The sequence below is a fragment of the Polaromonas sp. CT11-55 genome (assembly GCF_047303325.1).
Lineage (GTDB): Bacteria > Pseudomonadota > Gammaproteobacteria > Burkholderiales > Burkholderiaceae_C > Polaromonas.
In genome coordinates, this window is the sequence record NZ_JBKBEX010000005.1 from 105,077 (window position 1) to 129,494 (window position 24,418).

26 protein-coding genes are annotated in these 24,418 nt (G+C 65.1%); 13 read left to right on the forward strand and 13 right to left on the reverse strand.

Going from position 1 to position 24,418, the window contains the following annotated elements; translation table 11 throughout:
• Positions 1 to 113: 113 nt before the first annotated feature.
• Positions 114 to 1,034 (reverse strand): polyprenyl synthetase family protein, encoded by a 921-nt coding sequence (locus ACEN8I_RS07460; RefSeq protein ID WP_413327677.1) that lies wholly within the window; start codon positions 1,032 to 1,034, stop codon positions 114 to 116.
• A 55-nt stretch (positions 1,035 to 1,089) separates the two neighbouring features.
• On the reverse strand, positions 1,090 to 1,347 hold the full coding sequence (locus ACEN8I_RS07465) for an exodeoxyribonuclease VII small subunit (RefSeq protein ID WP_413327678.1): 258 nt from the start codon (positions 1,345 to 1,347) through the stop codon (positions 1,090 to 1,092).
• 282 nt (positions 1,348 to 1,629) lie between these two features.
• On the opposite strand from ACEN8I_RS07465, the gene ACEN8I_RS07470 reads away from it, so the two are divergent.
• The 4 genes from ACEN8I_RS07470 to ACEN8I_RS07485 all read left to right on the forward strand — a co-directional run bounded on the left by ACEN8I_RS07470 (position 1,630) and on the right by ACEN8I_RS07485 (position 5,129).
• A complete protein-coding gene (locus tag ACEN8I_RS07470) occupies positions 1,630 to 2,748 on the forward strand; it encodes an aromatic ring-hydroxylating oxygenase subunit alpha (protein WP_413327679.1) in 1,119 nt (372 codons plus the stop codon).
• Positions 2,749 to 2,847: 99 nt separating this feature from the next.
• On the forward strand, positions 2,848 to 3,792 hold the full coding sequence (locus ACEN8I_RS07475) for a DMT family transporter (RefSeq protein WP_413327681.1): 945 nt from the start codon (positions 2,848 to 2,850) through the stop codon (positions 3,790 to 3,792).
• Between the two features lie 10 nt (positions 3,793 to 3,802).
• Positions 3,803 to 4,702, forward strand: coding sequence for a sulfurtransferase (locus ACEN8I_RS07480; protein WP_413327682.1), 900 nt, complete (start codon positions 3,803 to 3,805; stop codon positions 4,700 to 4,702).
• 115 nt (positions 4,703 to 4,817) lie between these two features.
• A complete protein-coding gene (locus tag ACEN8I_RS07485; RefSeq protein WP_413327683.1) occupies positions 4,818 to 5,129 on the forward strand; it encodes a hypothetical protein in 312 nt (103 codons plus the stop codon).
• Positions 5,130 to 5,283: 154 nt separating this feature from the next.
• Here the strand turns inward: ACEN8I_RS07485 and ACEN8I_RS07490 are convergent, their stop codons facing one another.
• The 9 genes from ACEN8I_RS07490 to ACEN8I_RS07530 all read right to left on the reverse strand — a co-directional run bounded on the left by ACEN8I_RS07490 (position 5,284) and on the right by ACEN8I_RS07530 (position 12,069).
• On the reverse strand, positions 5,284 to 5,463 hold the full coding sequence (locus ACEN8I_RS07490) for a hypothetical protein (RefSeq protein ID WP_007865760.1): 180 nt from the start codon (positions 5,461 to 5,463) through the stop codon (positions 5,284 to 5,286).
• A gap of 170 nt (positions 5,464 to 5,633) precedes the next feature.
• Positions 5,634 to 6,884, reverse strand: a complete 1,251-nt coding sequence (locus tag ACEN8I_RS07495; RefSeq protein WP_413327685.1) for an FAD-dependent oxidoreductase — start codon at positions 6,882 to 6,884, stop codon at positions 5,634 to 5,636.
• Positions 6,885 to 6,956: 72 nt separating this feature from the next.
• Positions 6,957 to 7,187: a hypothetical protein gene (locus ACEN8I_RS07500; protein ID WP_413327686.1), complete on the reverse strand. Its 231-nt coding sequence runs from the start codon at positions 7,185 to 7,187 to the stop codon at positions 6,957 to 6,959.
• Between the two features lie 243 nt (positions 7,188 to 7,430).
• A complete protein-coding gene (locus ACEN8I_RS07505; RefSeq protein WP_413327687.1) occupies positions 7,431 to 7,712 on the reverse strand; it encodes a hypothetical protein in 282 nt (93 codons plus the stop codon).
• Positions 7,712 to 7,936, reverse strand: a complete 225-nt coding sequence (locus tag ACEN8I_RS07510) for a hypothetical protein (RefSeq protein WP_413327688.1) — start codon at positions 7,934 to 7,936, stop codon at positions 7,712 to 7,714. The genes ACEN8I_RS07505 and ACEN8I_RS07510 overlap by 1 nt, the downstream gene beginning before the upstream one ends.
• 145 nt (positions 7,937 to 8,081) lie before the next feature.
• A complete protein-coding gene (locus ACEN8I_RS07515) occupies positions 8,082 to 8,930 on the reverse strand; it encodes a ZIP family metal transporter (protein WP_413327689.1) in 849 nt (282 codons plus the stop codon).
• Between the two features lie 221 nt (positions 8,931 to 9,151).
• A complete protein-coding gene (locus ACEN8I_RS07520; RefSeq protein WP_413327690.1) occupies positions 9,152 to 10,063 on the reverse strand; it encodes a dienelactone hydrolase family protein in 912 nt (303 codons plus the stop codon).
• Between the two features lie 148 nt (positions 10,064 to 10,211).
• Positions 10,212 to 11,012 (reverse strand): fumarylacetoacetate hydrolase family protein, encoded by an 801-nt coding sequence (locus tag ACEN8I_RS07525; protein WP_413327691.1) that lies wholly within the window; start codon positions 11,010 to 11,012, stop codon positions 10,212 to 10,214.
• A 148-nt stretch (positions 11,013 to 11,160) separates the two neighbouring features.
• Positions 11,161 to 12,069: an AraC family transcriptional regulator gene (locus ACEN8I_RS07530; RefSeq protein ID WP_413327692.1), complete on the reverse strand. Its 909-nt coding sequence runs from the start codon at positions 12,067 to 12,069 to the stop codon at positions 11,161 to 11,163.
• Between the two features lie 110 nt (positions 12,070 to 12,179).
• On the opposite strand from ACEN8I_RS07530, the gene ACEN8I_RS07535 reads away from it, so the two are divergent.
• The 4 genes from ACEN8I_RS07535 (at position 12,180) to ACEN8I_RS07550 (ending at position 14,697) form a co-directional block, all read left to right on the forward strand.
• On the forward strand, positions 12,180 to 12,752 hold the full coding sequence (locus ACEN8I_RS07535; protein ID WP_007865774.1) for a GbsR/MarR family transcriptional regulator: 573 nt from the start codon (positions 12,180 to 12,182) through the stop codon (positions 12,750 to 12,752).
• 66 nt (positions 12,753 to 12,818) lie between these two features.
• Positions 12,819 to 13,340 (forward strand): thiol-disulfide oxidoreductase DCC family protein, encoded by a 522-nt coding sequence (locus tag ACEN8I_RS07540; RefSeq protein ID WP_413327694.1) that lies wholly within the window; start codon positions 12,819 to 12,821, stop codon positions 13,338 to 13,340.
• A gap of 36 nt (positions 13,341 to 13,376) precedes the next feature.
• Positions 13,377 to 13,796 carry a hypothetical protein gene (locus ACEN8I_RS07545; protein ID WP_413327695.1) on the forward strand — a complete coding sequence of 140 codons (420 nt, stop codon included), beginning with the start codon at positions 13,377 to 13,379 and terminating at the stop codon, positions 13,794 to 13,796.
• Between the two features lie 46 nt (positions 13,797 to 13,842).
• The gene (locus ACEN8I_RS07550; protein ID WP_413327696.1) at positions 13,843 to 14,697 is read left to right on the forward strand and encodes a fatty acid desaturase family protein; all 855 of its coding nucleotides are present in this window, start codon (positions 13,843 to 13,845) and stop codon (positions 14,695 to 14,697) included.
• On the opposite strand, the gene polA is transcribed toward ACEN8I_RS07550, so the two are convergent.
• Positions 14,694 to 17,525: a DNA polymerase I gene (gene polA, locus ACEN8I_RS07555; RefSeq protein WP_413327697.1), complete on the reverse strand. Its 2,832-nt coding sequence runs from the start codon at positions 17,523 to 17,525 to the stop codon at positions 14,694 to 14,696. The genes ACEN8I_RS07550 and polA overlap by 4 nt on opposite strands.
• 157 nt (positions 17,526 to 17,682) lie before the next feature.
• On the opposite strand from polA, the gene ACEN8I_RS07560 reads away from it, so the two are divergent.
• The 4 genes from ACEN8I_RS07560 (at position 17,683) to ACEN8I_RS07575 (ending at position 20,756) form a co-directional block, all read left to right on the forward strand.
• Positions 17,683 to 18,033 carry a hypothetical protein gene (locus tag ACEN8I_RS07560; RefSeq protein WP_413327698.1) on the forward strand — a complete coding sequence of 117 codons (351 nt, stop codon included), beginning with the start codon at positions 17,683 to 17,685 and terminating at the stop codon, positions 18,031 to 18,033.
• Positions 18,034 to 18,084: 51 nt separating this feature from the next.
• On the forward strand, positions 18,085 to 19,035 hold the full coding sequence (locus ACEN8I_RS07565) for a homoserine kinase (RefSeq protein ID WP_413327699.1): 951 nt from the start codon (positions 18,085 to 18,087) through the stop codon (positions 19,033 to 19,035).
• 116 nt (positions 19,036 to 19,151) lie between these two features.
• Entirely contained in the window at positions 19,152 to 19,973 is an 822-nt protein-coding gene (locus tag ACEN8I_RS07570) for a BPSS1780 family membrane protein (RefSeq protein ID WP_413327700.1), read from the forward strand.
• Positions 19,974 to 19,994: 21 nt separating this feature from the next.
• On the forward strand, positions 19,995 to 20,756 hold the full coding sequence (locus ACEN8I_RS07575) for an iron dicitrate transport regulator FecR (RefSeq protein WP_413327701.1): 762 nt from the start codon (positions 19,995 to 19,997) through the stop codon (positions 20,754 to 20,756).
• Between the two features lie 388 nt (positions 20,757 to 21,144).
• On the opposite strand, the gene ACEN8I_RS07580 is transcribed toward ACEN8I_RS07575, so the two are convergent.
• Positions 21,145 to 23,574: a UvrD-helicase domain-containing protein gene (locus ACEN8I_RS07580; RefSeq protein ID WP_413327702.1), complete on the reverse strand. Its 2,430-nt coding sequence runs from the start codon at positions 23,572 to 23,574 to the stop codon at positions 21,145 to 21,147.
• Between the two features lie 21 nt (positions 23,575 to 23,595).
• Between ACEN8I_RS07580 and ACEN8I_RS07585 the strand changes: the two genes are divergently transcribed.
• Complete coding sequence (locus ACEN8I_RS07585) at positions 23,596 to 24,321, forward strand: hypothetical protein (RefSeq protein ID WP_413327703.1); 726 nt, start codon at positions 23,596 to 23,598, stop codon at positions 24,319 to 24,321.
• Positions 24,322 to 24,418: the final 97 nt, after the last annotated feature.

The window sequence follows — 24,418 nt, forward strand, 5'->3', positions numbered from 1 at the left end:
GTCGTTGTTATGGCGAGGCCGGATCCTCTTCCCTGTTTTCCTATTTTCCTGTTTTCCTGCTTTCCTGCTTTGTCAACGCCGCGCCGTTCGAGGCCTGTGTCCTGGCTATTGTCCTAGTGATGGCGGTTGACCAGCATGTCGGCCAACGCGCGCAAGGCTTCGGTGCGGGCCAGCCCGCTGGCGTCAAGGCCGGCCAGGGCTCTGGCCAGCAACTGCTGCGCATAAGCCTTGGAGGCCTCCAGCCCCATCAGCGAAACAAAGGTGGGCTTGTCCTGGGCGGCATCCTTGCCGGCGGTCTTGCCCAGCGTGGCGGAGTCGGCGGTGACATCGAGGATGTCGTCGACCACCTGGAAGGCCAGGCCAACGGCCGCGCCGTAGTCGCGCAAGGACTGCCAGGCCGCAGGCGTCGCGGCGCCGCAGGCCGCGCCCATCATGACGCTCGCCTCCAGCAGCGCGCCGGTTTTCAGACGGTGCATTTCGTGCAGCTGCTGCGAGTCCAGGGGCATGCCCACACTGGCCAGGTCAATCGCCTGGCCGCCGGCCATGCCCTGGAAACCGGCCGCCTGGGCCAGCATGCGGCACAGCCGCGCCTGCGTGGCGGCGTCGACCGACCCATCTTCGGGCGTGAGGAATTCAAAGGCCAGGGCCTGCAGCGCATCGCCGGCCAGCAGCGCCTGGGCCTGGCCGAACTTGACGTGCACCGTGGGCTTGCCACGGCGCAGCACGTCGTTGTCCATGCAGGGCATATCGTCGTGCACCAGCGAATAGGCGTGGATCAGCTCGACCGCACAGGCGGCCCGCAAGGCGGCCTCGGGGTTGCCGCCCACGGCCTCGCAGGCCGCCATGACCAGCAGCGGGCGCAGGCGCTTGCCGCCGTCGAGCACGGCATAACGCATGGCGTCGCCCAGGCCGGCAGGCGCGGGCGAATCGGTGGGGCAAGCCACCCAGCGGGACAAGGCGCTCTCGACGGTGGCAAGCTGTCTTGCGCTCCAGTCGCTCAGCGTGAACAGGGGCAATTTGTCAGGGGCGTTCAATCGGGGTCTCTGTTTGTGTCTGGATGGGTATCTGGGTCGCGGTTTTTCCGCCGCTTTACTCCTGCACCCAGGGCTTGAGTTCCGTGCCTTCGAGCACCTTGATCTGGGTTTCCACGGCTTCGAGCTTGTCGCGGCAGAACTTCAGCAACTGCGCGCCGCGCTGGTAGCCTGTCAGCAGCTGGTCCAGCGGCAGTTGGCCCGATTCCAGGCTGTCCACCAGTTCCTCGAGTTCCTGCAGGGCCGCCTCATAGCTGGCGGGCAGCGCTGCGGCGGGGGAAGTCGAAGAGGCGGAGGATGAAGCGCTTTTGGCCATGGTTCTTTGGATGTAAGCCTGATTTTAGGCCGTTGCGAAGGGATTGCGCTGCCCGGTAGCCCGGGCTTGCAAATGCAATATTCGTATTATCCGGCTGCGGCGCGCAACGCCCCCGAATTCACCCCGCGCGGGTACAATTGATAACAGTTCTCGATAACAACGGTGACCCCGTTGCGGGATACCCGGCCTTGTTTTCACCCGTGGGCTGACGCTCAGCCTGCTCCCCTGGTTTGTCAACTGCCTCCAAAGCCTAGCGCGGCGGCATGTTTACCCGAAATTTGCATGTCTGATCTCAGCCTTCGTCTCCTGCAGGCCACCAGCCAGCTCCCCATTTCCAGCTACTTTGATGCCGGCCTGTACCAGCGGGAGCAGCAAAAGCTGTTTACGCACGGGCCGCGCTACCTGGGCCATGAACTGGCGGTGCCCAACCTGGGTGACTACTACGCCCTGCCGCATGAGGGCGAGGGCCGGGCGCTGGTGCGCAATGCCTCGGGCATAGAGCTGATCTCCAACGTCTGCCGGCACCGGCAGTCGACCATGCTGCAGGGCCGCGGCAATACCGGCAGCAACATCGTCTGCCCGCTGCACCGCTGGACCTACAACACCTCGGGCGAGCTCATAGGCGCGCCGCACTTCGAGATCGATCCCTGCCTGAACCTGAACCGCTACAAGACCACGACCTGGAACGGCCTGGTGTTCGAGGACAACGGCCGCGACGTCGCGGCCGAGATGGCGCAGCTGGCCACGCAGGCCGACCTCGATTTTTCGGGTTACCAGCTCGACAAGGTGCACCTGCACGAGTGCAACTACAACTGGAAGACCTTTATCGAGGTCTACCTCGAGGACTACCACGTCGGCCCCTTCCACCCCGGCCTGGGCGGCTTTGTCACCACCGACGACCTGCGCTGGCAGCTTGAGGCCGACTATTCGGTCCAGACGGTGGGCGTGTCGGACAAGCTCGGCAAGCCGGGCACCGACACCTACAAGAAATGGCACGACGTGGTGCTGCAGTACCGCAAGGGCGTGCCGCCCAAATACGGCGCGATCTGGCTCACCTACTACCCGCACGTGATGGTCGAGTGGTACCCCCATGTGCTGGTGGTCAGCACGCTGCACCCGCAGGGGCCGGACAAGACGCTCAACGTGGTGGAGTTCTTCTACCCCGAGGAAATCTGCGCCTTCGAGCGCGAATTCATCGAGGCCCAGCAGGCCGCCTACATGGAAACCTGCGTGGAGGACGACGAAATCGCCCTGCGCATGGACGCCGGCCGCAAGGCCCTGCTGCTGCGCGGCGACAACGAATTCGGCCCCTACCAGAGCCCCATGGAAGACGGCATGCAGCACTTTCACGAGTGGTACCGCCGCGAGATGGGCGCCAGCAAAACCACACAGATGATCTGACGTCGCGACCGTGCATATGATGGCTGCAGTCCCGCACATTGGCGGGGCCGCAGCCTTTTTTCGTTTCACCCTTCCCTCTCCTTAAGCCCGCCGCACACCATGCAAGCCGTCTGGATGATTTTTTCCTCGTTCATGTTTGCGACCATGGGGGTCTGCGTGAAGTACGCGTCGGAGCATTTCAACAGCGCCGAACTGGTGTTCTACCGCGGCGTCCTGGGCATCCTCTTCATGGCGGCCTATGCGCGTGCGCGCGGCATCACGCTGGCCACCCACTACCCGGCCATGCACGCCTGGCGCAGCGTGATCGGCGTGATGTCGCTGTCAGCCTGGTTTTACGCCATCGCGCATTTGCCGCTGGCCACCGCCATGACGCTCAACTACATGAGCAGCGTGTGGATCGCGGCCTTCCTGGTCGGCGGCGCGCTGATGGCGTGGACGCCGCCGAAAACCGGCGCCGCGCCGGAGAGCGGCGCGGCAGGCCTGGGGGCTTTATTTTCCAGCCAGGGGCCGCTGGTGATGGCCATCCTGGCGAGTTTCACCGGCGTGGTCATGCTGCTGCGCCCGGCCATAGACCAGAACCAGACCTTTGCCGGCCTGGTGGGCCTGATGTCCGGCCTGGGCGCCGCCTTCGCCTACATGCAGGTCATGGCGATTTCGCGCATGGGTGAGCCCGAAACCCGCACCGTGTTTTATTTTGCCGTGGGCACGGCGGTGGCCGGCGCGCTGGGCATGGCGGTGATGGGCGTGACGCCCTGGAACTGGCAGCACGCGTTGTGGCTGCCGCCCATAGGCATACTGGCGTCGCTGGGCCAGCTGTCCATGACCAAGGCCTACTCGATGTCGGAAAACCACGGCGGCACGCTGATGGTGGCCAACCTGCAGTATTCGGGCATTGTGTTCGCGGCGCTCTACAGCCTGATTCTGTTTGGCGACAATATTCCCCTGATAGGCTGGGCCGGCATGGTGCTCATCATCGTGAGCGCGATCGCCGCCACGGTGCTGCGGGCCCGCGCCGCGCCGAATGCACCCGCTGAAGAGCATTAAGGAGCAAACAATGAGCTACACCACCCTGATTTCCGCCGAGCAGCTGCAAGCCCTTGTCGCCTCGGCCAAACCGCTGCGCATCTTCGATTGCACCTTCGACCTGATGAAGCCCAGCGCGGGGCATGAGCAGTACCTGGCCTCGCACATCCCCGGCGCCGTGTACGCCAACCTGGACACCGCGCTGAGCGCCAAACACGGCGTGCCGGGCGCCCACGGGATCATCACCGCCAGCGGCGCCGACGCGCCCGCGTCCGGCGGGCGCCACCCGCTGCCCAACCGCGAGAGGTTCGCGACCTGGCTGTCCAGCGTCGGTTTCGCCAACGACATGCAGGCCGTCGTTTACGACCGCAACGGCGCCAACTACTGCGGGCGCCTGTGGTGGATGCTCAAGTGGGCCGGCCATGAAAACGTCGCCATGCTCGATGGCGGCTTGCAGGCCTGGCAGGCGGCGGGCGGCGCGGTGAACAGCGGCGAGGAGCCCGCGCATTTCCAGGCCAGCTTCCTGCTCGCGCCGGCCAGGGCCACGCTGGTGTCGGCCGATACCGTGGCCGCTCAGTTGGGGCGTCCGGCCCAGACCCTGATCGATGCGCGCGCCACGCCGCGCTTCAAGGGCGAGGTGGAGCCGCTGGACCCGGTGGCCGGCCATATCCCGGGCGCGTTGAACCGGCCCTTCAGCCAGAACATCGGAGCCGACGGCAAATTCAAGCCGGCCGCGCAACTCAAGGCCGAGTTTGAAACCCTGCTGGCCGGCCGCGACCCGGCAACCGTGGTGCACCACTGCGGCAGCGGCGTCAGCGCCCTGCCCAACCTGGTCGCGATGGAAATCGCCGGCCTCGGCAGGACCGGCCTTTACGCCGGCAGCTGGAGCGACTGGTGCAGCGACCCGCAACGCCCGGTGGCGCAGGGCTAGGAGCCCGCACGCCCTGCCCCCGGTTTTCGGCCCATCCAAAAAAACGCCACCGGCGCATGCCTGGTGGCGTTTTTTTGTTCTGGGGCCCGAGAGGAGCAGGCGCAGCTCGCTTTATTTGGTGCCGCCGCTGGCCGGCGTGCCGGGAGCGGTCGAACCCGAATTCGAGACGGAAGCGCTGGCCTCCGGCGTTGGCATGGGACTGGTGCTGCTGGTGGAAGGCGTCGAAGGCGTGGATGAAGTCGAAGGCGTGGATGTAGTTGAAGGGCTGGAACTGGACGGCGTCGAAGAGGTCGCGCCGGTGTCTTCAACTTTTTTCCCACAGGCGCCCAGCGCCAACAGGGCAGCCAGGGCAAGGGCCGTTGCGGCAGCGGGTTTCAATTTGGATGCGTGCATGTCTGTTTCCTTGTATGAAGAGATGAAGCAATAGGAAGGTCAATCTGTCGATCGCGGAAGTTGGCTGAACGGCAGCCAGACGTCAATTTAGCCGGGCCCTGCGGGCATACCCCATGAGACGGGGTCCCACGGGCCTGTAGGGATTTTCCGATGAGGATGAGTTGAGCGCGCGCAACGGAAGGTGCGCTTCAGCAGGCGCGAGCGTGGCCTGTCAAGCGGATGCGCCTGTGCGGGTTGTCGCGCCGCGCTCCCGAACTGGGACCGGCACCGCGGCTGCTCCTGGAGCCGTTGTCCGGCCTGTCGCCCACCTGACCCTTGGAAGGGCTGGGTTCGGGTTTGTGGGCATGAAGGGTATCGCTGCTTTTCATGGAGGTCTCCTGGGCTTGCAGTCTCTTGCCGGCGTTACCGCTAATCCGGCCCGCCTGCCGCGAGGGTGCGCAAAGGGGGTGCGCAGAGTCTGTTGACTTCACTGTAAAAGCCGCGCGGCACGGCCGCTGTAGGCAATGCCTGCCCATAGCGTAGGAAACGGCCTACAAATCTAGGCGGGAGGCCGCGCCGGGGAGCGCACGTGCTCGGGCCGCACGCCCACACCCACCGCATAAGCCGGCAGCGCCTGCAGCAGCGGCCAGCGGCGCATCAGCTTCAATGGCCAGGGCAGCGCCATGGGCGGGGCCTCGCTGCCGCGCGCCGCCAGCACCGGGCTCAGCACGCGGTTCTGGATGGCCACCTGCGCCGCCTGCGTGAGCCGGGTCGGCAGCAGGCGCCGCTTTTCCACCCGCGCCAGGAAAGGCGTCAAGGCCGCCGTGCCCACACGCACATCGGCCAGCGGCTGCGCCAGCGTGTTGGCCGCCGCCACCGCATCCTGCACCGCCAGGTTGATGCCCACGCCGCCCACCGGCGACATGGCATGCGCGGCGTCGCCTATACACAGCAGGCCGGGCCTGTACCAGCGCTCCAGCCGGTCCACCGTCACGCTCAGCAGCTTGATGTCGTCCCAGCTTGCCAGCGCGTCCATGCGGCCCGCGAACAGCGGCGCCACTTTCACCATGTCGGCCCTGAAGGCCTCCAGCCCGCGCGCGCGCACGGCCTCAATGCCGCCCTTGGGAATCACATAGGCGCACTGCCAGTAGCTGCCGCGGTCAATCATGGCCAGGAAAATGCCGGTGGTGATGCGCCCGCCCGTGGTGGACGGATCCCCCGGCAGCTTGGGCAGCCGCATCCAGAGCACGTCGATGGGCGCGCCCAGGTCGCGCACCACCAGCCCGGCGGCGGCGCGCACCGTCGAGCGCCGGCCGTCGGCGCCAATGACCAGGTCCGCCCTCACCTCCAGGGAGCCGTCCGGCGTCGCGACATGCACGCCCGTCACCGTGCCGCCCTCTTCGCTCAGCCCCGTGACTTCGGCGTTCTGCAGCAAGCGAAAACCCGGGTAGAGCTCGGCCTCGTCCCGCACGAAATCCAGGAACTCCCACTGCGGCATCATCGCGATGAACTGGCAGCGTATGCGCAGGCGCTTGAAGCTGGCGAGCACCACCTGGGTGTCGCCGACGATTGCACGCAGTTCGCTGACCTCCTCGTGCGGACGCGCCAGGAATTTGTCCAGCAGTCCCAATTCGTGGATCACCTGCAGGGTGGACGGATGCACGGTGTCGCCGCGAAAGTCGCGCAGGAAGTCGGCATGCTTTTCAAGCACCAGTACGTCTACGCCGGCGCGTGCCAGCAGCAGGCCCAGCATCATGCCGGCCGGGCCGCCGCCGGCAATGCAGCAGCGGACCTTGAGAACTTCGGCCATGGTGTCTCCCTCGGGAAAAAGTCTCCCGACCTTATCGAAGCTTGCCGCGCAGTGCAAGCGCGGAACTGGCGCTCAAGCCGGCGGCGCGGGGGCCGGGCCCGGTTTCAGGCCTGCACCCGCAGAAGTGCCGGATGTAGCGCCGGCATTGACCTCATCGTGCTCATCGTGGTTGTGGCCGTCGTCGTCAATGGCCTGCCGGGCATGGTGGGCGTGGCGGGGGTCTTTGGGGCTGATTTCGGGAAATGGCTTGACGACCGGCTGGTGCAACAGCTCGGCGCCCTCGGGGCTGGTGTCTATCGGCATGTCGGTTCTCCTTGCAGCAGTCAAACCCTGCAGGAAACCCGGAAGCGGGTGTCCTGCCTGCGTTGCGCATTTCCTGTGCGCTTGATGACACTACACCGGTTTCGATTTCATTGCCGGCAGCGCTTTTTTCGCCTATATCACCGTCATTGGCATGGGCGTGGTCTGCACCTCGCCCGGGTCCGGCGGCGTGTCCAGAGGCGGCAGCGGCTCGGGCGGCGGCGTGTTGGGATTGGTGGCCACGGACTAGCGCTCTTTTTTTCCGGCCTTGCGTGGCAGGTCGCGGATCATGGCCTCGCCTTTTTTGTCGCGCCCGTCGGAGGGAAGGTCATCCTCCAGCGTTGGCTCGGGCTCCTCATTGCCGGGGCGCTTGTGTGCGCCGGCACGGGGCTGCGCCGCTTCGGCTTTCGGAGACCGGGCTTTGGTGATCTGGGCCGGCTCGGCCGGCAGCGTGTGCGCCGGCTCGTCGGGCGAGCCCGTCCCCAGCGGGACGCCGCCGTCAGGTGAATGGCCGGGTTTGCGACTCATCACAAACCCACCAGCATGAGTGGCAAGTCGTGGGTGGCCAGCGCAGCGGCGGCCGCCATGCTGGCGAAGACCGTGATGAAGAACGCGATATAGGCCGCCGCACGCGGGCGACGAACAATGCGCGGTTTGTGCTGCGACGCTTTGCGGGGCGGCCAGCCGGTGCCAAAGGCAGTCGACGGGCGGAAGGCACTGGAAACCGTGGTGGGTTCTGAATGAAAGTTCATGGCGGGCCTGCCTTTGCACAAGGGATAGTGGGCTGGGAAGATTGCCAGCTTTATCTTCCCGCCACGCCCCAAACCGGCCTATAGGCCGCCAAGCCATGGGCTTGTCAGGCGCCGTCTTACAGCAGCGCCGCCGGGCCGGAAACCCTCAATGGTGATGCGCTATCCCGCTGATCAGCGTGACCAGGCCTATGCCTATGGCCAGCCAGGCGATCTGCGCCACGGTTTCACGGGCGGTCACGCGTTTTTGCAGTTGCGGGATCAAGTCGGCCAGCGCGACATAGATAAAGCTGCTCGAGGCCATGATCAGGAAAAACGGCAGGTAGTCATAGAGCTGGTCGACCAGCGCGTAGCCGACCACGCCGCCCAATGCCGTCACCGCGCCCGCCAGCGACACCTTGATGAGGGCGGCGCGCCGGTTGTTCGAGGTCTGGCGCAGCACCACCAGGTCGCCCATATGGTGGGGCACCTCATGCACCAGCACCGCCAGCGCGGCGACCACGCCCAGCCGCAGGTCCGCCATAAAGGCCGAGGCGATCAAAATGCCGTCGCCGAAGGCATGCACGCTGTCGCCGGCCAGCACGGCCCAGCCGCCGGTGCGGGCTTCGCCATGCCCATGCCCATGGGCGTGGCCGTGGTGGCTATGCGCGGCATGCACGTGCCCGGTGTGGTCATGCTGGGCATGCGCCGCCGCTTCGGGGCCATGGTGCTCGCCGCCGTGGTGCTCATGGCCGTGGTGCCAGAGCTCGGCCTTGTCGAGCAGAAAAAAGAACACCAGCCCCACCAGCAAGGTGGCGAACAGTTCCTTGGCGCCGGCCTGGCTTTCAAAGGCCTCGGGCAGCAGGTGCATAAAGGCCGTGGCCAGCAGCGCGCCGGCGGCCAGGCTCAGCATGTGCTGGGTGTAGCGGGCCAGCACGCCAAAGCTCAGCAAGGCCGCCAGCCACACGCTGCCTATGCCGGCGGCCAGGGTTCCCATCAAGATTGCTAGCAAAGTCATAGCTACATATGCTCGTATTGACTGGGCCGAAGCCCAAATTGATCAGCCCATGCCTGCAGGGGCACCCAGGAGGTTACACCACAGACGACAAAACCCCGGGCGCAGCATTCAATGCCAGCGGCCGGGGTTGTTTTTATCTTATCAAGCCTGTCAAGAGGGGCTGGCATAAAAAAGCCGCCAGCCCTCTCGGGCTCGGCGGCTTGCAGCTTGGCGGGGTCGAATTAAGCGACGCCGTGGGACTTGAACCATTCGAGTGCACGCTTGAATCCGTCTTCGGCCGCATCCTTGCGGTAGCTGGGCCGGTAGTCGGCATGGAAGGCATGGGGGGCCTGCGGGTACACCACAAACTCGGAGGCGGCTGCCGCCTTGTTGCCCTTGGCGCCGGCTTCGGCCAGTGCGTCCTTCATCTGGTTGACGGTGGTCAGCGGGATGCCGCCGTCCTGGCCGCCGTACAAACCGAGCACCGGCGCCTTCAGGCCTGCCGCGAGGTCCAGCGGGTGCTTGGGCGTGAGCGCCGAGGGCTGGCCGACCAGGCGGCCGTACCAGGCCACGCCGGCCTTGACGTTCTTGCTCTGCTCGGCATACAGCCAGGTGATGCGGCCGCCCCAGCAAAAACCGGTGATGCCGACTTTTTTGGTGTTTCCGCCATTGGCGCCCGCCCACTTCACCGCGCCGTCCAGGTCGGCCATGACCTGTTCGTCGGGCACCTTGGAGACGACTTCGGCCATGAGCTTGGCCATTTCGTTGTATTTGCTGGGGTCGCCCTGGCGCGCGTAAAGCTCGGGGGCGATGGCCAGGTAGCCGGCCTTGGCGAAGCGCCGCGCGGTGTCGGCGATGTATTCGTGCACGCCGAAGATTTCCTGGATCACCAGCACCACCGGCAAGTTGGTCTTGCCGGCGGGCGCCGCGAAAAACGCGGGCACCTTGAAGCCGTTGACCTCGTAAGTGGCCTCGCCGGTCTTCAGGCCTTCCGAGGAGGTCTTGATGGCGGTCTGCGCCATGATGGGCATGGCGGTGGCGGCATAACCGACACCCAGGGCCGTTTTGAGCGCGGTGCGGCGGCTGGCGCCGGCTTCGGTGCTACGCCCGGGCAGCAGCGCATCGAAGTCTTTTTTCTGGTCGTGTTCAAGCATGGCGGTTTCCTCACAGATAGTTGTTGGGAGAGAAAGGCAAACAGTCGGAGTCTATGCGGCCCCGGAAGTTCTTGCCACCGCGGGGCGATGGCACGGTGTTTTCCCTTGCCCCGCCCCCTCACTTCAATTCACTTCAGCGCCCCGGCCCTCAGACGATCTTGACGCTGAGCTCCGGCAGGCCGTCGATATGGCATTCGATGACGTCGCCCTTGACCACCGGGCCGACGTTTTCAGGCGTGCCTGAATAAATGATGTCACCGGGGAAGAGCTCAAAGGCCTCGGACAGCTTGGAGATCTGCTCGGCCACCGACCAGATCATGTGGTTGAGCGTGGCCTGCTGCTTGACCTGGCCGTTGACCTTGAGCCAGATCGCGCCCTTGGTGTAGTGGCCGGTCTGCGCCACCTTGTGGATGGGGCCTATGGGGGCCGACATGTCAAAGCTCTTGCCGATTTCCCAGGGTTTTTTCTGGTCGCCCATACCGCGCTGCAAATCGCGCCGCGTCATGTCCAGGCCCAGCGCGTAACCGTAGACCCGATCCAGCGCCTGGTCCATGGGGATGTTGCGCCCGCCCTTGGCCAGTGCCGCCACCAGTTCGACCTCATAGTGGTAGTTCTTGGTCAGCGTGGGATAGGGATGGTCGGCCACCTTGCCGGGCGGCACCACCTGGATGGCGTCGGTCGGCTTCTGGAAAAAGAAAGGCGGCTCGCGGTTAGGGTCCGAGCCCATCTCGATCGCATGGGCCGCGTAGTTGCGGCCTATGCAGTAGATGCGGCGCACCGGGAACATTTCGGTGCTGCCCGCAATGGGGATGTAGGTCCCGGCCACCGCGAAGGGCGTGGCCGGCGCATTGGCCGCCGTGCCGGGCGTGGCGCAGCCGACGACCGCGCCTGTCGCCATCAGGGCGCCTGTTTGAAGAATTCCGCGTTTGTTCATGTCTGGTTGTGTCATAGGTGTCTCCTGGATTGATAAAAGCTGGAGCTTGTTGTCGGCATTTTTCTCCAACCGTAAAGCTTAGGGCGGACACGGCTTTCCCAGGCGGACGCAATTACGCATTTACCGGACGATTCAATGCAGCGGTGTTGCGCCGCAGCACGCCTCAGGCTGTACCGGAGATCTTGGCCCGTACGCTATCGCGATAAGCCTTGGGTGTCTGGCCAAAACGCTGGCGAAAGCGCCGCGCGAAATAAGCCTCGTCGGCAAAACCCGAGGCATGAGCGATGCTGGCGATGCGCTGGCTGCTGTGCGCCAGCTGTTCCTGCGCGAACTCCAGCCGCCGTTCGGTCACCAGGTCGGTGAAAGTTTTGCCGGTTTCCTTCTTGAGTAAGTGGGCGAGGTAATTGGGCGACAGAAAGGCCGCCGCCGCCGCATCGGCCAGCGTCACCTCGCCGGCCAGGTGCTCGCGGATATAGCGCACCGCACGCTGCAGGCTGGCGCGCCGGCTGCCTTGCTGCGCCTGGCTGGCCGAAAAGCGCAGCAGGTCGGCTTCATACTTGCGGCAGACCAGGCCTATCAACTGCAGCATCAGGCCGCGGATCATCTCAATGGAGCCGAAGCGCCGGTGCGCGTTTTCAAACGCGAGTTTTTTCAGCAGCGCCTCGATCTCGGGAAACTCATCCTCGGAAAAATAGAAGTCGGCGTATTCCTGGAACAGGAATGGCGCCAGCTCGGGCGCGCGCGTCAAGGGCACGTCCTCCAGGTCCAGCGGGTCCACGTCCAGGCCGGGCCGCAAAAACTGCTGCGACATATTGATGATGACGTAGCGCGAACCCTCGGGATGCGGTATCACATGCACGCGGTAAGGCAGGATAAAACTCAGGTAGCCGCGGCGGAAAGGCCGCACCGTGCCGGCCACGTTCTGCTCGGTGTCGCCCTGCAGGCTGATCTGGATCTGGAAATACTCGTGCCGGTGCGGGCGCAACAGCGGCGGCCGCACCAGCTGGGACCGGATGTCGAAGTCCAGGTGGTCGGCCCGCTCGGACATGCCGTAGGTCTTGATGTCTGCCATGGGCCGTATTCTCGGGCCTGCACCTTTCCCCGCCCTTCCCATCGTTGTTTCTTTTCCTCATCTGTAATTTCTGTCTTGACAGAAATTACAGACAGCATATAGTCGGAGCCATGGAACTCAGCCCCGTCGCCCGCAAATTTGTCGTCCATTGGGGAGAAATGGGCACCGCCTGGGGCGTGAACCGCACCGTCTCGCAAATCCACGCCCTGCTCTTCTTCCATGGCCGCCCGCTGCATGCCGAGGACATCGCCGACACCCTGGCCGTTGCGCGCTCCAATGTCAGCACCAGCCTCAAGGAACTGCTGAACTGGAACCTGATACGCGCCACCCACGTTTTGGGCGACAGGCGCGACTATTACGAAACCTCGCTGGACGTCTGGGAGCTGTTCCGCACCGTGGTGCGCGAGCGCAAAGAGCGCGAATACGATCCGACGGTGCGTATGTTGCGTGAACTCGTCAAAGACCAGGGCTTCGAAGCCGAGCCCGCCGACGCGCAGGACCGCGTGCGTGAAACCCTGAGGCTGATGGAATCGCTGGGCCTGTGGGCCGACGAGATGCTGCGCCTGTCGCCCAACACGCTTGAAAAAGTGCTGCGCATGGGTGCCAGCGTGCAGAAGTTCGTGCGCGGCGACAGCGACGCCAAGCCCATGGACCCTTCGGAGTTGCTGCCGCCCACCTTCTGAAAGGCCGGCCGGCTTTTTTTTGGTTATGAATTTCTGTTTGTACTGAAATTTCTAAAGGAGAGAAATATGACTGCCATTCACTCAGCAACGCAAGCCGTCAGCAGCCCAGGCAACACCCGCTACGACAGCCTTAAAGCCAGCATGGACCCGGCCATCTACCCGCTGACCCTGTACTACGAATCGGCCTGCCCGCTTTGCAATGCCGAAATGAGCAACCTGATGCTGCGCAACACCGAAGGCCATCTGCGCTTTGCCGACGTCTCGGCGCCGGACTTTTCCGGGCCACCCGCGGGCACGACGATGCAGGACTTGCTGGAGCTGATCCACGCCCGCAGGGCCGACGGCCGCGTGCTCAAGGGCGTGGAGGTGTTCCGCCTGGCCTACGAGGCGGTCGGCCTGGGCTGGGTCAGCAACGCGATGCGCTTGCCGCTGCTGCGCCCCTTCGCGGAATGGAGCTACCCCGTACTGGCACGCAACCGCCACCGCATCCCGCGCGGCCTGGTGCGCCTGATGTTTGAAGGCGCCGTGCGGCGCGCGGCCGAACGCTCGGCCGCAGCCCGCTGCGACTCCGCCAGTTGCTCGCGTTAAACAAAGTTCTTCAAACCAAGAAAGGAAACACCCATCATGGAAGCGCATCTCGATGCCACCCTGTTTTTTGTCTCGCTGCTGGTCGCGGTGGTCGGCCCCATTGTGGCGATCAGCTACCTCCAGCCCATCCTCTACAAGGTGCTGCGCATGCTATGCGACGCGGACGGCGGCGCGGAGTTCTGGATACGCTGCGCCTACCTGCTGGCAGTGTCGGGCACGCTGCTGCTGACGCTGAGTTTCGGCGAATTCAGCGACCGCAGCAGCGCCATCGACGCGATGCGGCGCTCGCTGTGGCTGGTGATGGCAGGCGTGTTCGCCACCGTGGCCATCATCTCGCGCAATGTCTGGACGCAGGTGCGCCAATGGATAGCGGCAAAGGAACTGGCCGCCCACGTGCAGAGTGCCCAAGCCGCCGCGCCGGCCACACCGTCCGCCGCTGCCGGCGGCACGCCCTGAAGGCGAGCGCACATCGCAAGACCGGACTGCACGAGGAGGCCAAGCCATGTCTCTGGATATCGATACAAGCCGCACCGCAGCCAGCGCAAGGCCCAGGCCCACGCAAGTCCGCTGGGATGACCTTGTGGCCTTGCGGCCCCGCCAGGTCGTGCTGAACCTGGGCCTTTCCGCGCCCTGGCTGGCAGGCTCGCTGTGGGCCGCGCAGCAAGACCTGTATTGGCTGGCGATGCCGCTGTCGGCGGCCTTCTTTCTGACCGCGTTGCGCCAGGCCCACGATAGCTACCACGCCAGCATAGGCGTGCCGCGCCGCTGGCTGGACGCGGTGCTGCTGATGTTGACCCTGGGCATGCTGTGCTCCACCCACGCCATACGCCACACCCATCTGGCGCACCACCGCAACCCGCTGGGAGAAGGCGACGAGGAAGGCGGCTGGGCACGGCAAGCCGGCTGGCGCGCCCTGCTGCTGGGCCCGCTGTTCAGCATCCGCACCCACGCGCAGGCGTTGCGCGATGGCAGCCCACGCACGCGTCGCTGGGTATGGGCGGAGCTAACATTGATCGCCGCAGTCTGGCTGTCCGCCATCGCGACCGAGCAGGCCTGGCTGCGCTACCACGTGGTGGCGATGATGGGCTCCAACGCCTTGGTCGGATTTTTCGCCGTGTGGAGCGTGCACCATGGCTGCGACGCCGGCGGCGTGTTCGCGCGCACCGAACGGCGCGCCTGGGTCAACCGCTTGACCGTGAACCTGCTGTACCACGTCGAGCATCACCTCTACCCCGCCGTGCCGGCCAATCATTTGCCCATGCTGGCCACTCGGCTGGATGCGGTCGCGCCGGAATGGACGCGAATCAGGGTGTTGGAACGGGCTGGACAAGAGGCCCGTGTGGCCCGGTGCGCTTAATGCGCCTTGTCCCAGTTCGGCCCTACGCCAATTTCAGCGAGCAGCGGCACCTTCAAATCCGCCACACCGGCCATCAGGCGCGGGATCTCGGTGCGCACCCATTCGACTTCGGCCTCGGGCACCTCGAACACCAGTTCGTCATGCACCTGCATGATCATCTTGGTGGCGCGTTTCTCTTCATCGAGCACCTGCTGCACCTTGTTCATGCTGAGCTTGATCAGGTCGGCCGCCGTGCCCTGCATGGGCGCATTGATGGCCTGGCGTTCCGCGGCCTTTTTGCGCGGGCCGTTGCCGCCGTTGATTTCCGACAGGTAGAGGCGCCGGCCGAAGACGGTCTCCACGAAATGGTTTTTCTGGGCGAACACCACGGTCTCATCCATGTAGTTCTTGACGCCGGGGTAGCGCTGGAAGTATTTGTCGATATAGGCCGCCGCGGCCTTGGTCTCTATGCCGAGGTTGCGCGCCAGGCCGAAGCTGCTCATGCCGTAGATCAGGCCGAAGTTGATGACCTTGGCATAACGGCGCTGCTCGCTGCTGACCTGCTCCAGTGCCACGCCGAAGACCTCGGCGGCCGTGGCGCGGTGCACGTCCAGGCCGTTGGTGAAGGCGCTGAGCAGCGCTTCGTCGCGGCTGATGTGCGCCATGATGCGCAGCTCGATCTGCGAATAGTCGGCGCTGGCGATCACGCTGCCGGGCGGCGCGATGAAGGCCTCGCGCACGCGGCGGCCTTCCACGGTACGGATGGGGATGTTCTGCAGGTTGGGGTCGTTGCTCGACAGCCGCCCGGTGACCGCCACGGCCTGCGCATAGTGGGTGTGCACACGGCCGGTGCGCGGCAGCGCCAGTTGCGCGAGCTTGTCGGTGTAAGTGCCCTTGAGCTTGCTCAGCGAGCGGTGCTCCAGCAGCTTGGCGGGCAGCGGGTAGTCTTCGGCGAGTTTTTCGAGCACCTCTTCATCGGTGCTGCGCGCGCCGCTGGGGGTCTTCTTGATGACCGGCATGCCGAGCTTGTCGAAGAAGATTTCGCCGAGCTGCTTGGGGCTGCCCAGGTTGAAGGGCTGGCCGGCAATCTCGTAGGCCTCTGTTTCAAGCTGGATGATGCGCTGGCCCAGTTCATGGCTTTGCGCGGCCAGGGTGGGCGCATCGATCATCACGCCGTTGCGCTCTATGCGGTACAGCGTTTCGCTGCTCTGCATTTCCAGTTCGTAGATAAAGCGCAGCTTCTCGTTGGCCTGCAACTGCGGCCACAGTACGCGGTGCACATCCAGGGTCTGGTCGGAGTCTTCGCACGAATATTCAGCGGCCTTGGCGATGTCGACCTGGTTGAACTTGATCTGGTGCGCGCCCTTGCCGCACAGGTCTTCGTAATTGATGCCGCTGCGGCCCACGTGTCGCTCGGCCAGGCTGGCCAGGCCGTGCGGCTTGTGCACTTCCAGCACATAGCTTTGCAGCATGGTGTCGTGCGCATAGCCCTGTACCTCGATGCCGTGGTTCGCGAACACATGGCGGTCGTATTTGACGTGCTGGCCCAGCTTGGACCTTGCCGGGTTTTCCAGCCAGGGCTTGAGGCGGGCCAGCACCTCGTCACGCGGCAATTGCGCGGGCGCGTCGGGGTAGTCGTGCGTGAGCGGAATGTAGGCCGCCTCGCCGGGCTTGACGCTAAAGCTCAGGCCGACGATTTCCGCCAGCATTTCGTCGAGCGAGGTGGTTTCTGTGTCCAGCGCGACGAGTTCGGCCGCCTCAATTTTGGCCAGCCAGCGGTCAAAGGCCTCCCAGGTGAGCACCGTGTCGTAATTGAGGTTGCTGGTGCGCTGGGCCGGCGGTGTGTCGGTCAGGGGCGCTTCGTCAAACAGGCCCGGCGAATCCGAGCGGCCACCCGAACCGCCCGCCGGCGCGGGTTTGTGCCGGCCCTCGGGCCCGGCAGGCAATTCGGCGGGCATGCTTTCGATCTCGATCTGCTTGACCAGTCCCTTGAAGCCGTATTTTTCGTAAAAGGCTTTCAGGGCTTCGGTCTGCTGCCCGCCCATGGCAATCGCGTCCAGGGCGGGCAGGCCGTCTATGTATTCGTCCAGCTCGCAGTCTTTCTTGATGGTCAGCAGTTCCCGGCCCTTGGGCAACCAGTCCAGCGACTGGCGCAGGTTCTCGCCGACCACGCCCTTGATCTCGCCGGCGCGCGCCACCAGCGCGTCCAGCGAGCCGTATTCGAGCAGCCATTTGACGGCGGTCTTGGGACCGACCTTGGGCACGCCGGGCACATTGTCGACCGCGTCGCCGACCAGGGCCTGGTAATCGATCATCAGCCGCGGCGGCACGCCGAATTCGGCCTCGACGCCGGCCACGTCCCGACGCCGGTCGTTCATGGTGTCGATGACGGTGATGTTTTCGTCGACCAGCTGGCTCAAGTCCTTGTCGCCGCTGGAAATAATCACCTCAATGCCCTGACTGGATGCCAGGCAGGCCAGTGTGCCGATCACGTCGTCGGCCTCCACGCCGGGAACGTCCAGCACCTTCCAGCCCAGCAGGCGCACCACCTCATGGATGGGCTCGACCTGGCTGCGCAGGTCGTCGGGCATGGGCGAGCGCTGGGCTTTGTAGTCGGGGTAGAGCGCGTCGCGGAAGGTCGGCCCCTTGGCGTCGAACACGCAGGCGGCGAAGTCGGCGCGCACATCCTTGCGCAGCTTCTGCATCATGTTGACCATGCCGCGTATGGCGCCTGTGGCCGGGCTGGCCGGGTCGCCCGGGTTGGCGCGCAGGTCGGGCATGGCGTGGAAGGCGCGATACAGGTAGCTGGAGCCGTCCACCAGCAGCAGCGTTTTTTTGTCGGTACTCATGGGGCCTGATTGTCGGGGATATCGGCCCGGCCCCGCCGGGGGCGCCACAAGCGCCGCGAACCGTCCCCGGCAAACGGCTTTTGCCTACACGGGCAGCCTCTTTATTACGACAGGGCAGGGCTTTGTCGCCCAGCCGCCGCAGGCCTACAATGCAGGCATGAACCACGCTTTACGCCTCCTTATCGCTGCAGCCGCAGCGCTGCCGCTGGCCGCGGCCATGGCCCAGGCACCCGCGCAAAACGCCGCGCCGCCCGCCAAGGCGGAGGCCGCCGCGCCGGCCCCTTCGGGACGCCCCGACCAGGCCATCAAGCGCATACGCACCGAAGATGCCGGCACCCGCATCGACGAATTGCGCGTGGGCGGCGAAACCCAGCAGATCACCGTGCAACCCAAGACCGGTGGCGCGGCCTATGAAGTCAAGCCCGCCGAAGGCGCCAGGGGCTCCGCGCCCGGCTCCACCAGCAACGACACCAACGGTTCGCGCGTCTGGAATGTGCTGAAGTTCTGACCGCCCAATTTCCATACACAACTCCAAGAATTCCAGGGCTCAGTTTCAGGCATGGCCGTATACACCGAAGTCTCGTTTGACGAGGCTGCAGCGTTCTTGAACGCCCTGAATCTGGGGCAGCTGCAGAACATCAAAGGTGCCGCGGGTGGCATCGAAAACACCAATTACTTTGTGGACACCGACCAGGGCCAGTATGTGCTGACCCTGTTCGAGCGCCTGAGCTTTGAGCAACTGCCCTTTTACCTGCACCTGATGCAGCACCTGGCGGCGCACGGCATCCCCGTGCCCGACCCGGCGGGGGATACCAAAGGCAACATCCTCCACGAGCTCAAGGGCAAGCCCGCCTCGGTGGTCAGCAAGCTGCGCGGCCACAGCGAACTCGCGCCCACGGCGGCGCACTGCACCGGCGTGGGCGAGGCGCTGGCGCGCATGCACCTGGCAGGCCTGGACTACCCACGCCGCCAGCCCAACCTGCGCGGTCTGGAATGGTGGAACGAAACGGTGCCGGTGGTGCTGCCCCACCTCACGCCCGAACAGAGCAGCCTGATCCTGGGCGAGTTGGCCTACCAGAACCATGTGGCGGCTTCTTCCGCTTGCCGCAGCCTGCCGCAAGGCGTGGTGCATGCCGACCTGTTCCGCGACAACGTGATGTTCGAGGACGGCAAACTCACCGGCTTTTTTGATTTCTACTTCGCCGGCTGCGACACCTTTTTGTTCGACATCGCGGTCTGCCTCAACGACTGGTGCATAGACCTGGCCACGGGCGCCAAGGATGACGAGCGCTCCGCGGCCTTCCTGGCGGCCTACCAGGCGGTGCGCCCGCTGACCGCGCAGGAACGCCAGCTGCTGCCGGCCATGCAACGCGCCGGCGCCCTGCGCTTCTGGCTGTCCCGGCTGTGGGATTTGCATTTGCCGCGCGAAGCCGCCGTGCTCAAGGCGCACGACCCCAGCCACTTCGAGCGTGTGCTGCGCGAGCGGCTTGCGCGGCCTTACCTTCTTTAAGTACCTTCTTTAAGTCCCGTGGGCGCGCCGGGCAGTGCCCGCCGGTTTGAGGCACACTGCCCCTGCAGTCCCTGCCCGGCTCCTCCCTGGCAACCCTTCCCGAAGTCCCGAAGACCATGAAACTCAATATCGTTCCCGCGAGCACCGGCATCACCTGGGTCAAGCTGGGCGTCAAAACCTTTTTGCAGCAGCCGCTGGCCATGTCGGGCCTGTTCTTCCTCTACATGGCGGTGGGGACGTTGCTGTCGCTGTTGCCGGTGCTGGGGCTGATCCTCGCCTTCATGATCGTGCCGGCCGCCACGCTGGGCCTGATGGCCGCGACGCAGGAAGCCCTCAAAGGCAAATTTCCCATGCCCACGGTGCTGGTCAGCGCTTTCCGCGCGGGCCGCCAGCGCATGCGCGCCATGCTGGTGCTGGGCGCTCTCTATGCCGCGGCCTGCCTGCTGATCGTGATGGTGGTGCCCTTTCTGGTCGATGCGCCGCCCTTGCCGGCCGCCGCGCCCGCAACAGCCGAGGCCGGCCGCGAAGCCATGATGGCGCCGCAATTCCAGCTGACCATGCTGGTCACCATGCTGCTCTACCTGCCGGTCTCACTGCTGTTCTGGCATGCGCCGGCGCTGGTCCACTGGCACGGCATTTCACCGGTCAAAAGCCTGTTTTTCAGCTTTGTCGCCTGCATACGCAACGCGGGCGCCTTCCTGATGTACGGCCTGGGCTGGTTCGCCGTGTTCCTGGGCATAGGCATTGTGCTGAGCATCATCACCGGCCTGACGGGCAGCGCCACCCTGATGGCCGCGGCCATGATGCCGCTGGCGCTGCTGATGGCAGCCATGTTTTCCACCTCGATTTACTTCACGTTTCGTGATAGCTTCGTGGCCACGCCACCCGACGATTCGACGGGGAGCGCTGAGGACGCCAATAACACCGAAAACCCCTGACGACCCCACCGGAGATTTTTCATGACCCAGCACCAGTTGCAAGGCCGTAGCGAAAAAGAGATTTTGTGGTTTCAAAGACGTGACACGCTCAAGGCCGCCGCGGCCTGGGTCGCCATGGGCGGCTTGCCCGCCGCCATGGCCCAGCAGCGCAGCAATATCGTCGAACTCCGGGGCGACGCCCTGCTCAACGGCAGCCGGCTGCAGAACGGCCAGACCATCATGACCGGCGACCAGATACAGACCGGGCCGGGCTCCAACCTGATGTTTGTCATCGGCAACTCGGCGTTCCAGGTGCGCGAGAACTCGATGATGACGGTGGAGCGCGGCAGCTCGCTCAACACCGTGAGCCTGCTGCGCATGATCACCGGCGCGGTGGTCAGTGTCTGGGGCAAGGGCAGCAGCCGCTCCATCGTCATGCCCACCCTGACGGCCGGCATACGCGGTACCGGCGTGTATGCCGAGGTGTTCGCCGACCAGGACAATCGCAGCTATTTCTGCAACTGCTACGGCACGGTCGACATGGAGTCGAACGGTGAAAAAGTGCTCTCGCAGTCCAACTACCACCAGTCCTTCTGGGGAGAGGTAGCGCCCAGGGACGGCCGCCGGCTGACGCCCGCCAATGCCATCAACCACAGCGACGAGGAACTGGAATTCCTGGCCGGCCTGGTCGACCAGCGGACCGCCTGGCAGATCGCCGGCAAAAGGGGCGTGAAGGACGGCCGGGGCTACATGGACCCGCAGCCGGGTCAGATGCACCCGGCACAAATGCCGGCGGTCCGCTAGCCTGCAGGCCAAGAGCCGCTCACAAAACCCAGCGAAGCGGTCCTGGCTAGGCGCGCCGCCGCAGACAGTGCTTAGGGCCTGTGAGCCCTGTGTTTGCAAGATGCGTTGCGAGTCAAAAAGGCCTTGAGCAAGGCGCAAAACGCAGACGGGGCGAGCCCCGTCGAGGCTTTGCAACGCCGCGCAAGGCCTTTTTGGTCGCAACCCGGAGGGAATGGGGTGAAAACGGCGCCACTCGGCGTTGCGCTCCTAGCCCAGACGCCCGGTCTGGGCGTCGTCGCGCGCCTTGATTGGCGCCGTTTTCACCCCATTCGCATTTGCAAACACAGGGCTCACAGGCCCTGGCACGGCAAGGCGGCGCAACAACGCCAGGAGGGTTTTGTGAGTGGCTCTAGACGACGGTCAGCTTGGCCACACTCAAGGCCAGCCACTTCACGCCGTGACGCGTGAAGTTGATTTGCGCGCGCGCATCGTCGCCGCTGCCTTCGAGCATCATCACCTTGCCTTCGCCGAACTTGGCGTGGAACACTTCCATGCCGGCCTTAAGCCCGTGCGAGGGCGCGGCCTTCTGCGGCGGCACCGGCGGATTGGCAAAGCGCTCGGAACTGCCGGCCTTGGACGAAAACACATTGCTGGCCCAGTCCTTGCGCCCGCCGCCCGCCTGGCCGCTGCCGCCCCAGGCGCCCGAGCCGCCCATGCCCGAGGCAAAACCCTGGTTTTTGGGCGTGATCCATTTGAGCGCGGCTTCTGGCAGCTCGTCAAAAAAGCGGCTCTTGAGGTTGTAGCGCGTCTGGCCGTGCAGCATGCGGGTCTGCGAATGGCTCAGGTACAGCCGCTTGCGCGCGCGCGTGATCGCAACGTACATCAAGCGGCGCTCTTCCTCCAGCCCGTCGCGGTCGCTCATGGAATTTTCGTGCGGGAAGATGCCGTCTTCCAGGCCGGTGATAAAGACGCAGTCGAACTCCAGTCCCTTGGAGGAATGCACCGTCATGAGCTGCACCGCGTCCTGGCCGGCCTGCGCCTGGTTGTCGCCGGACTCCAGCGCCGCATGCGTCAAAAAGGCCGCCAGTGGCGACAGCGTTTCGCCGGTTTCGGTGTCGGGCGCCAGGGCCTCGGGCAGGGGTTCGTCGAGCTGCGGCGCGGACGCATCCAGCCCCTGGCTGGCCGGCGATTGCGTGAGCCGCGCGCCCAGCTCGTCGACCGGCAGCGCCACCGCATCGCGGCCGAAGCCTTCCTGACTCACGAAGGACTCGGCAGCGTTGACCAGTTCGGCCAGATTCTCCAGCCGGTCCTGGCCTTCTTTTTCGGTTTTGTAGTGTTCCTCAAGCCCGCTGTGCTGCAGCACGAGTTCGATGATCTCGCGCAGGCTCAGGCCGCTGGTCTGCTCGCGCATCACGTCGATCTTGGCCACAAAGGCGCCCAGATTGGCGCCGGCCTTGCCGGCCACGGCGCTCACGCCGTCGTAGAGCGAGCAGCCCGCGGCGCGCGCGGTGTCCTGCAGCTGCTCTATGCTGCGCGCGCCTATGCCGCGCGGCGGGAAGTTGACGACGCGCATAAAGCTGGTGTCGTCGCGCGGGTTCTCCAGCAGGCGCAGGTAGGCGAGCGCGTGCTTGATTTCGGCGCGCTCGAAAAAGCGCAGGCCGCCATAGACGCGGTAGGGCACGCCGGCATTAAAAAGCGCGGTTTCCATCACCCGGCTCTGCGCGTTGCTGCGGTAAAGCAGCGCGATCTCCTTGCGCTCCACGCCGCCCTGCACCAGCTGCTTGACCTCGTCGACGAACCACTGTGCCTCGGCGAAATCGCTGGTCGATTCATAGACGCGCACCGGCTCGCCGGGGCCGGCCTCGGTGCGCAGATTTTTGCCCAGGCGCTTGCTGTTGTGGCTGATCAATTCGTTGGCCGAGTCGAGGATGTTGCCGAAGCTGCGGTAGTTGCGCTCCAGCTTGATCTGGTGCTGCACCTCGAACTCGCGCACGAAGTCGGCCATATTGCCCACACGCGCGCCGCGAAAGGCGTAAATGCTCTGGTCGTCATCGCCGACCGCGATCACCGAGCCGCCGGGCATGGCCTGGCCGCCCTGGGCGGCATCTCCCTGCCCTGCCAGCATCTTGATCCAGGCGTACTGCAGCTTGTTGGTGTCCTGGAACTCGTCGATCAGGATGTGGCGAAAGCGACGCTGGTAGTGCTCGCGTACCGCCGCGTTGTCACGCAGCAGTTCGTAGCTGCGCAGCATGAGTTCGCCGAAATCGACCACGCCTTCGCGCTGGCACTGCTCTTCATAGAGTGCGTAAATCTCGACCTTCCTGCGGCCCTCTTCGTCGCGCACCTGCACGTCCTTGGCGCGCAGGCCGTCTTCCTTGTTGCCGGCGATGAACCACATCAGCTCCTTGGGCGGAAAACGCTCGTCGTCGATGTTGAACTGCTTGCACAGGCGCTTGATGGCCGAGAGCTGGTCCTGCGTATCCAGGATCTGAAAGCTCTGCGGCAGGTTGGCCAGCTTGTAGTGAGCGCGCAAAAAGCGGTTGCACAGGCCGTGGAAGGTGCCTATCCACATGCCGCGCACATTGACCGGCAGCATGGCCGACAGGCGCGCCAGCATTTCCTTGGCGGCCTTGTTGGTGAAGGTCACGGCCAGGATGCCGCCCGGCGAGACCTGGCCGGTCTGCAGCAGCCAGGCGATGCGCGTCGTCAAAACCCGGGTCTTGCCGGAGCCCGCCCCCGCGAGAATCAGGGCATGCGTGGGGGGCAAGGTGACTGCGGCCAGTTGCTCCGGGTTAAGATTTTGTAAGAGTGGGGAGGTTGGCGCGACTTCTGAGAACATCCCTCATTGTAGAAAGCCCCGATGAAACCATTTGTTCCCCGCCTTTCGGCCCTGCCCTTCACAGCGTTAATCGCCATCCTGATGGCACTGGCGGCCGGCCAGGCCAGGGCCCAGTCCTTTTGCGCCAGCGACGGCCAGCCCCGGCCCACGCAGCTCCTGGAACGTTTCATCAACGCCAATTGCGAAAGCTGCTGGGCCGACCCGGCCGCGCCCAAGGCCGCCGCCGGCCAGTTCGCACTGGACTGGGTGCTGCCCGGCGACAAGGGCGACGACGCACCGCTGTCGGCCGTGGCCGCCCGCGAGGCGCTGGACCGCCTGGCGGCGCTGCGCCAGAACCCGCCTGCGCAAACCCTGGCCAGCACCCTGCCGGTGCGCGGGCTGCAGGGCGCCACCCTGCGCGTGGCCCACGGCCTGCCGCTCAGCGGCTACCTGGGCACATCGATTGAGCTCAAACCCATTCCGGCCGCCGCCAAAGGCCGGCAGTGGACGGCCTGGCTGGCCCTGGTCGAAACCCTGCCTGCGGGTACCGAAGGCTCGGCGGTGGAGCGCAACCTGGTCAGGAATGTGATCCAGGTCCCCTGGGACGGCCGCAAGCCGCCCGCCAGGGGCGCACCCAATCGCTTCTTCGACGCGCGCTCCATGAGCATCGCGCAAGGCGCGAACCCCGAACGCATGCGGGTGCTGGGCTGGGTGGAGGACGGCAAGGGCCGGGTACTGGCTGCGGCGCAGTCCCGTTGCGCATCTTGAAAATAATTCGCGCCGCTTAACCCCTTTCTGCTGCGAGCCCCGTTTCAGGGTACATCGCCAACAAAAAGGGGATTTCAATGCCACTCGGCCACACCGG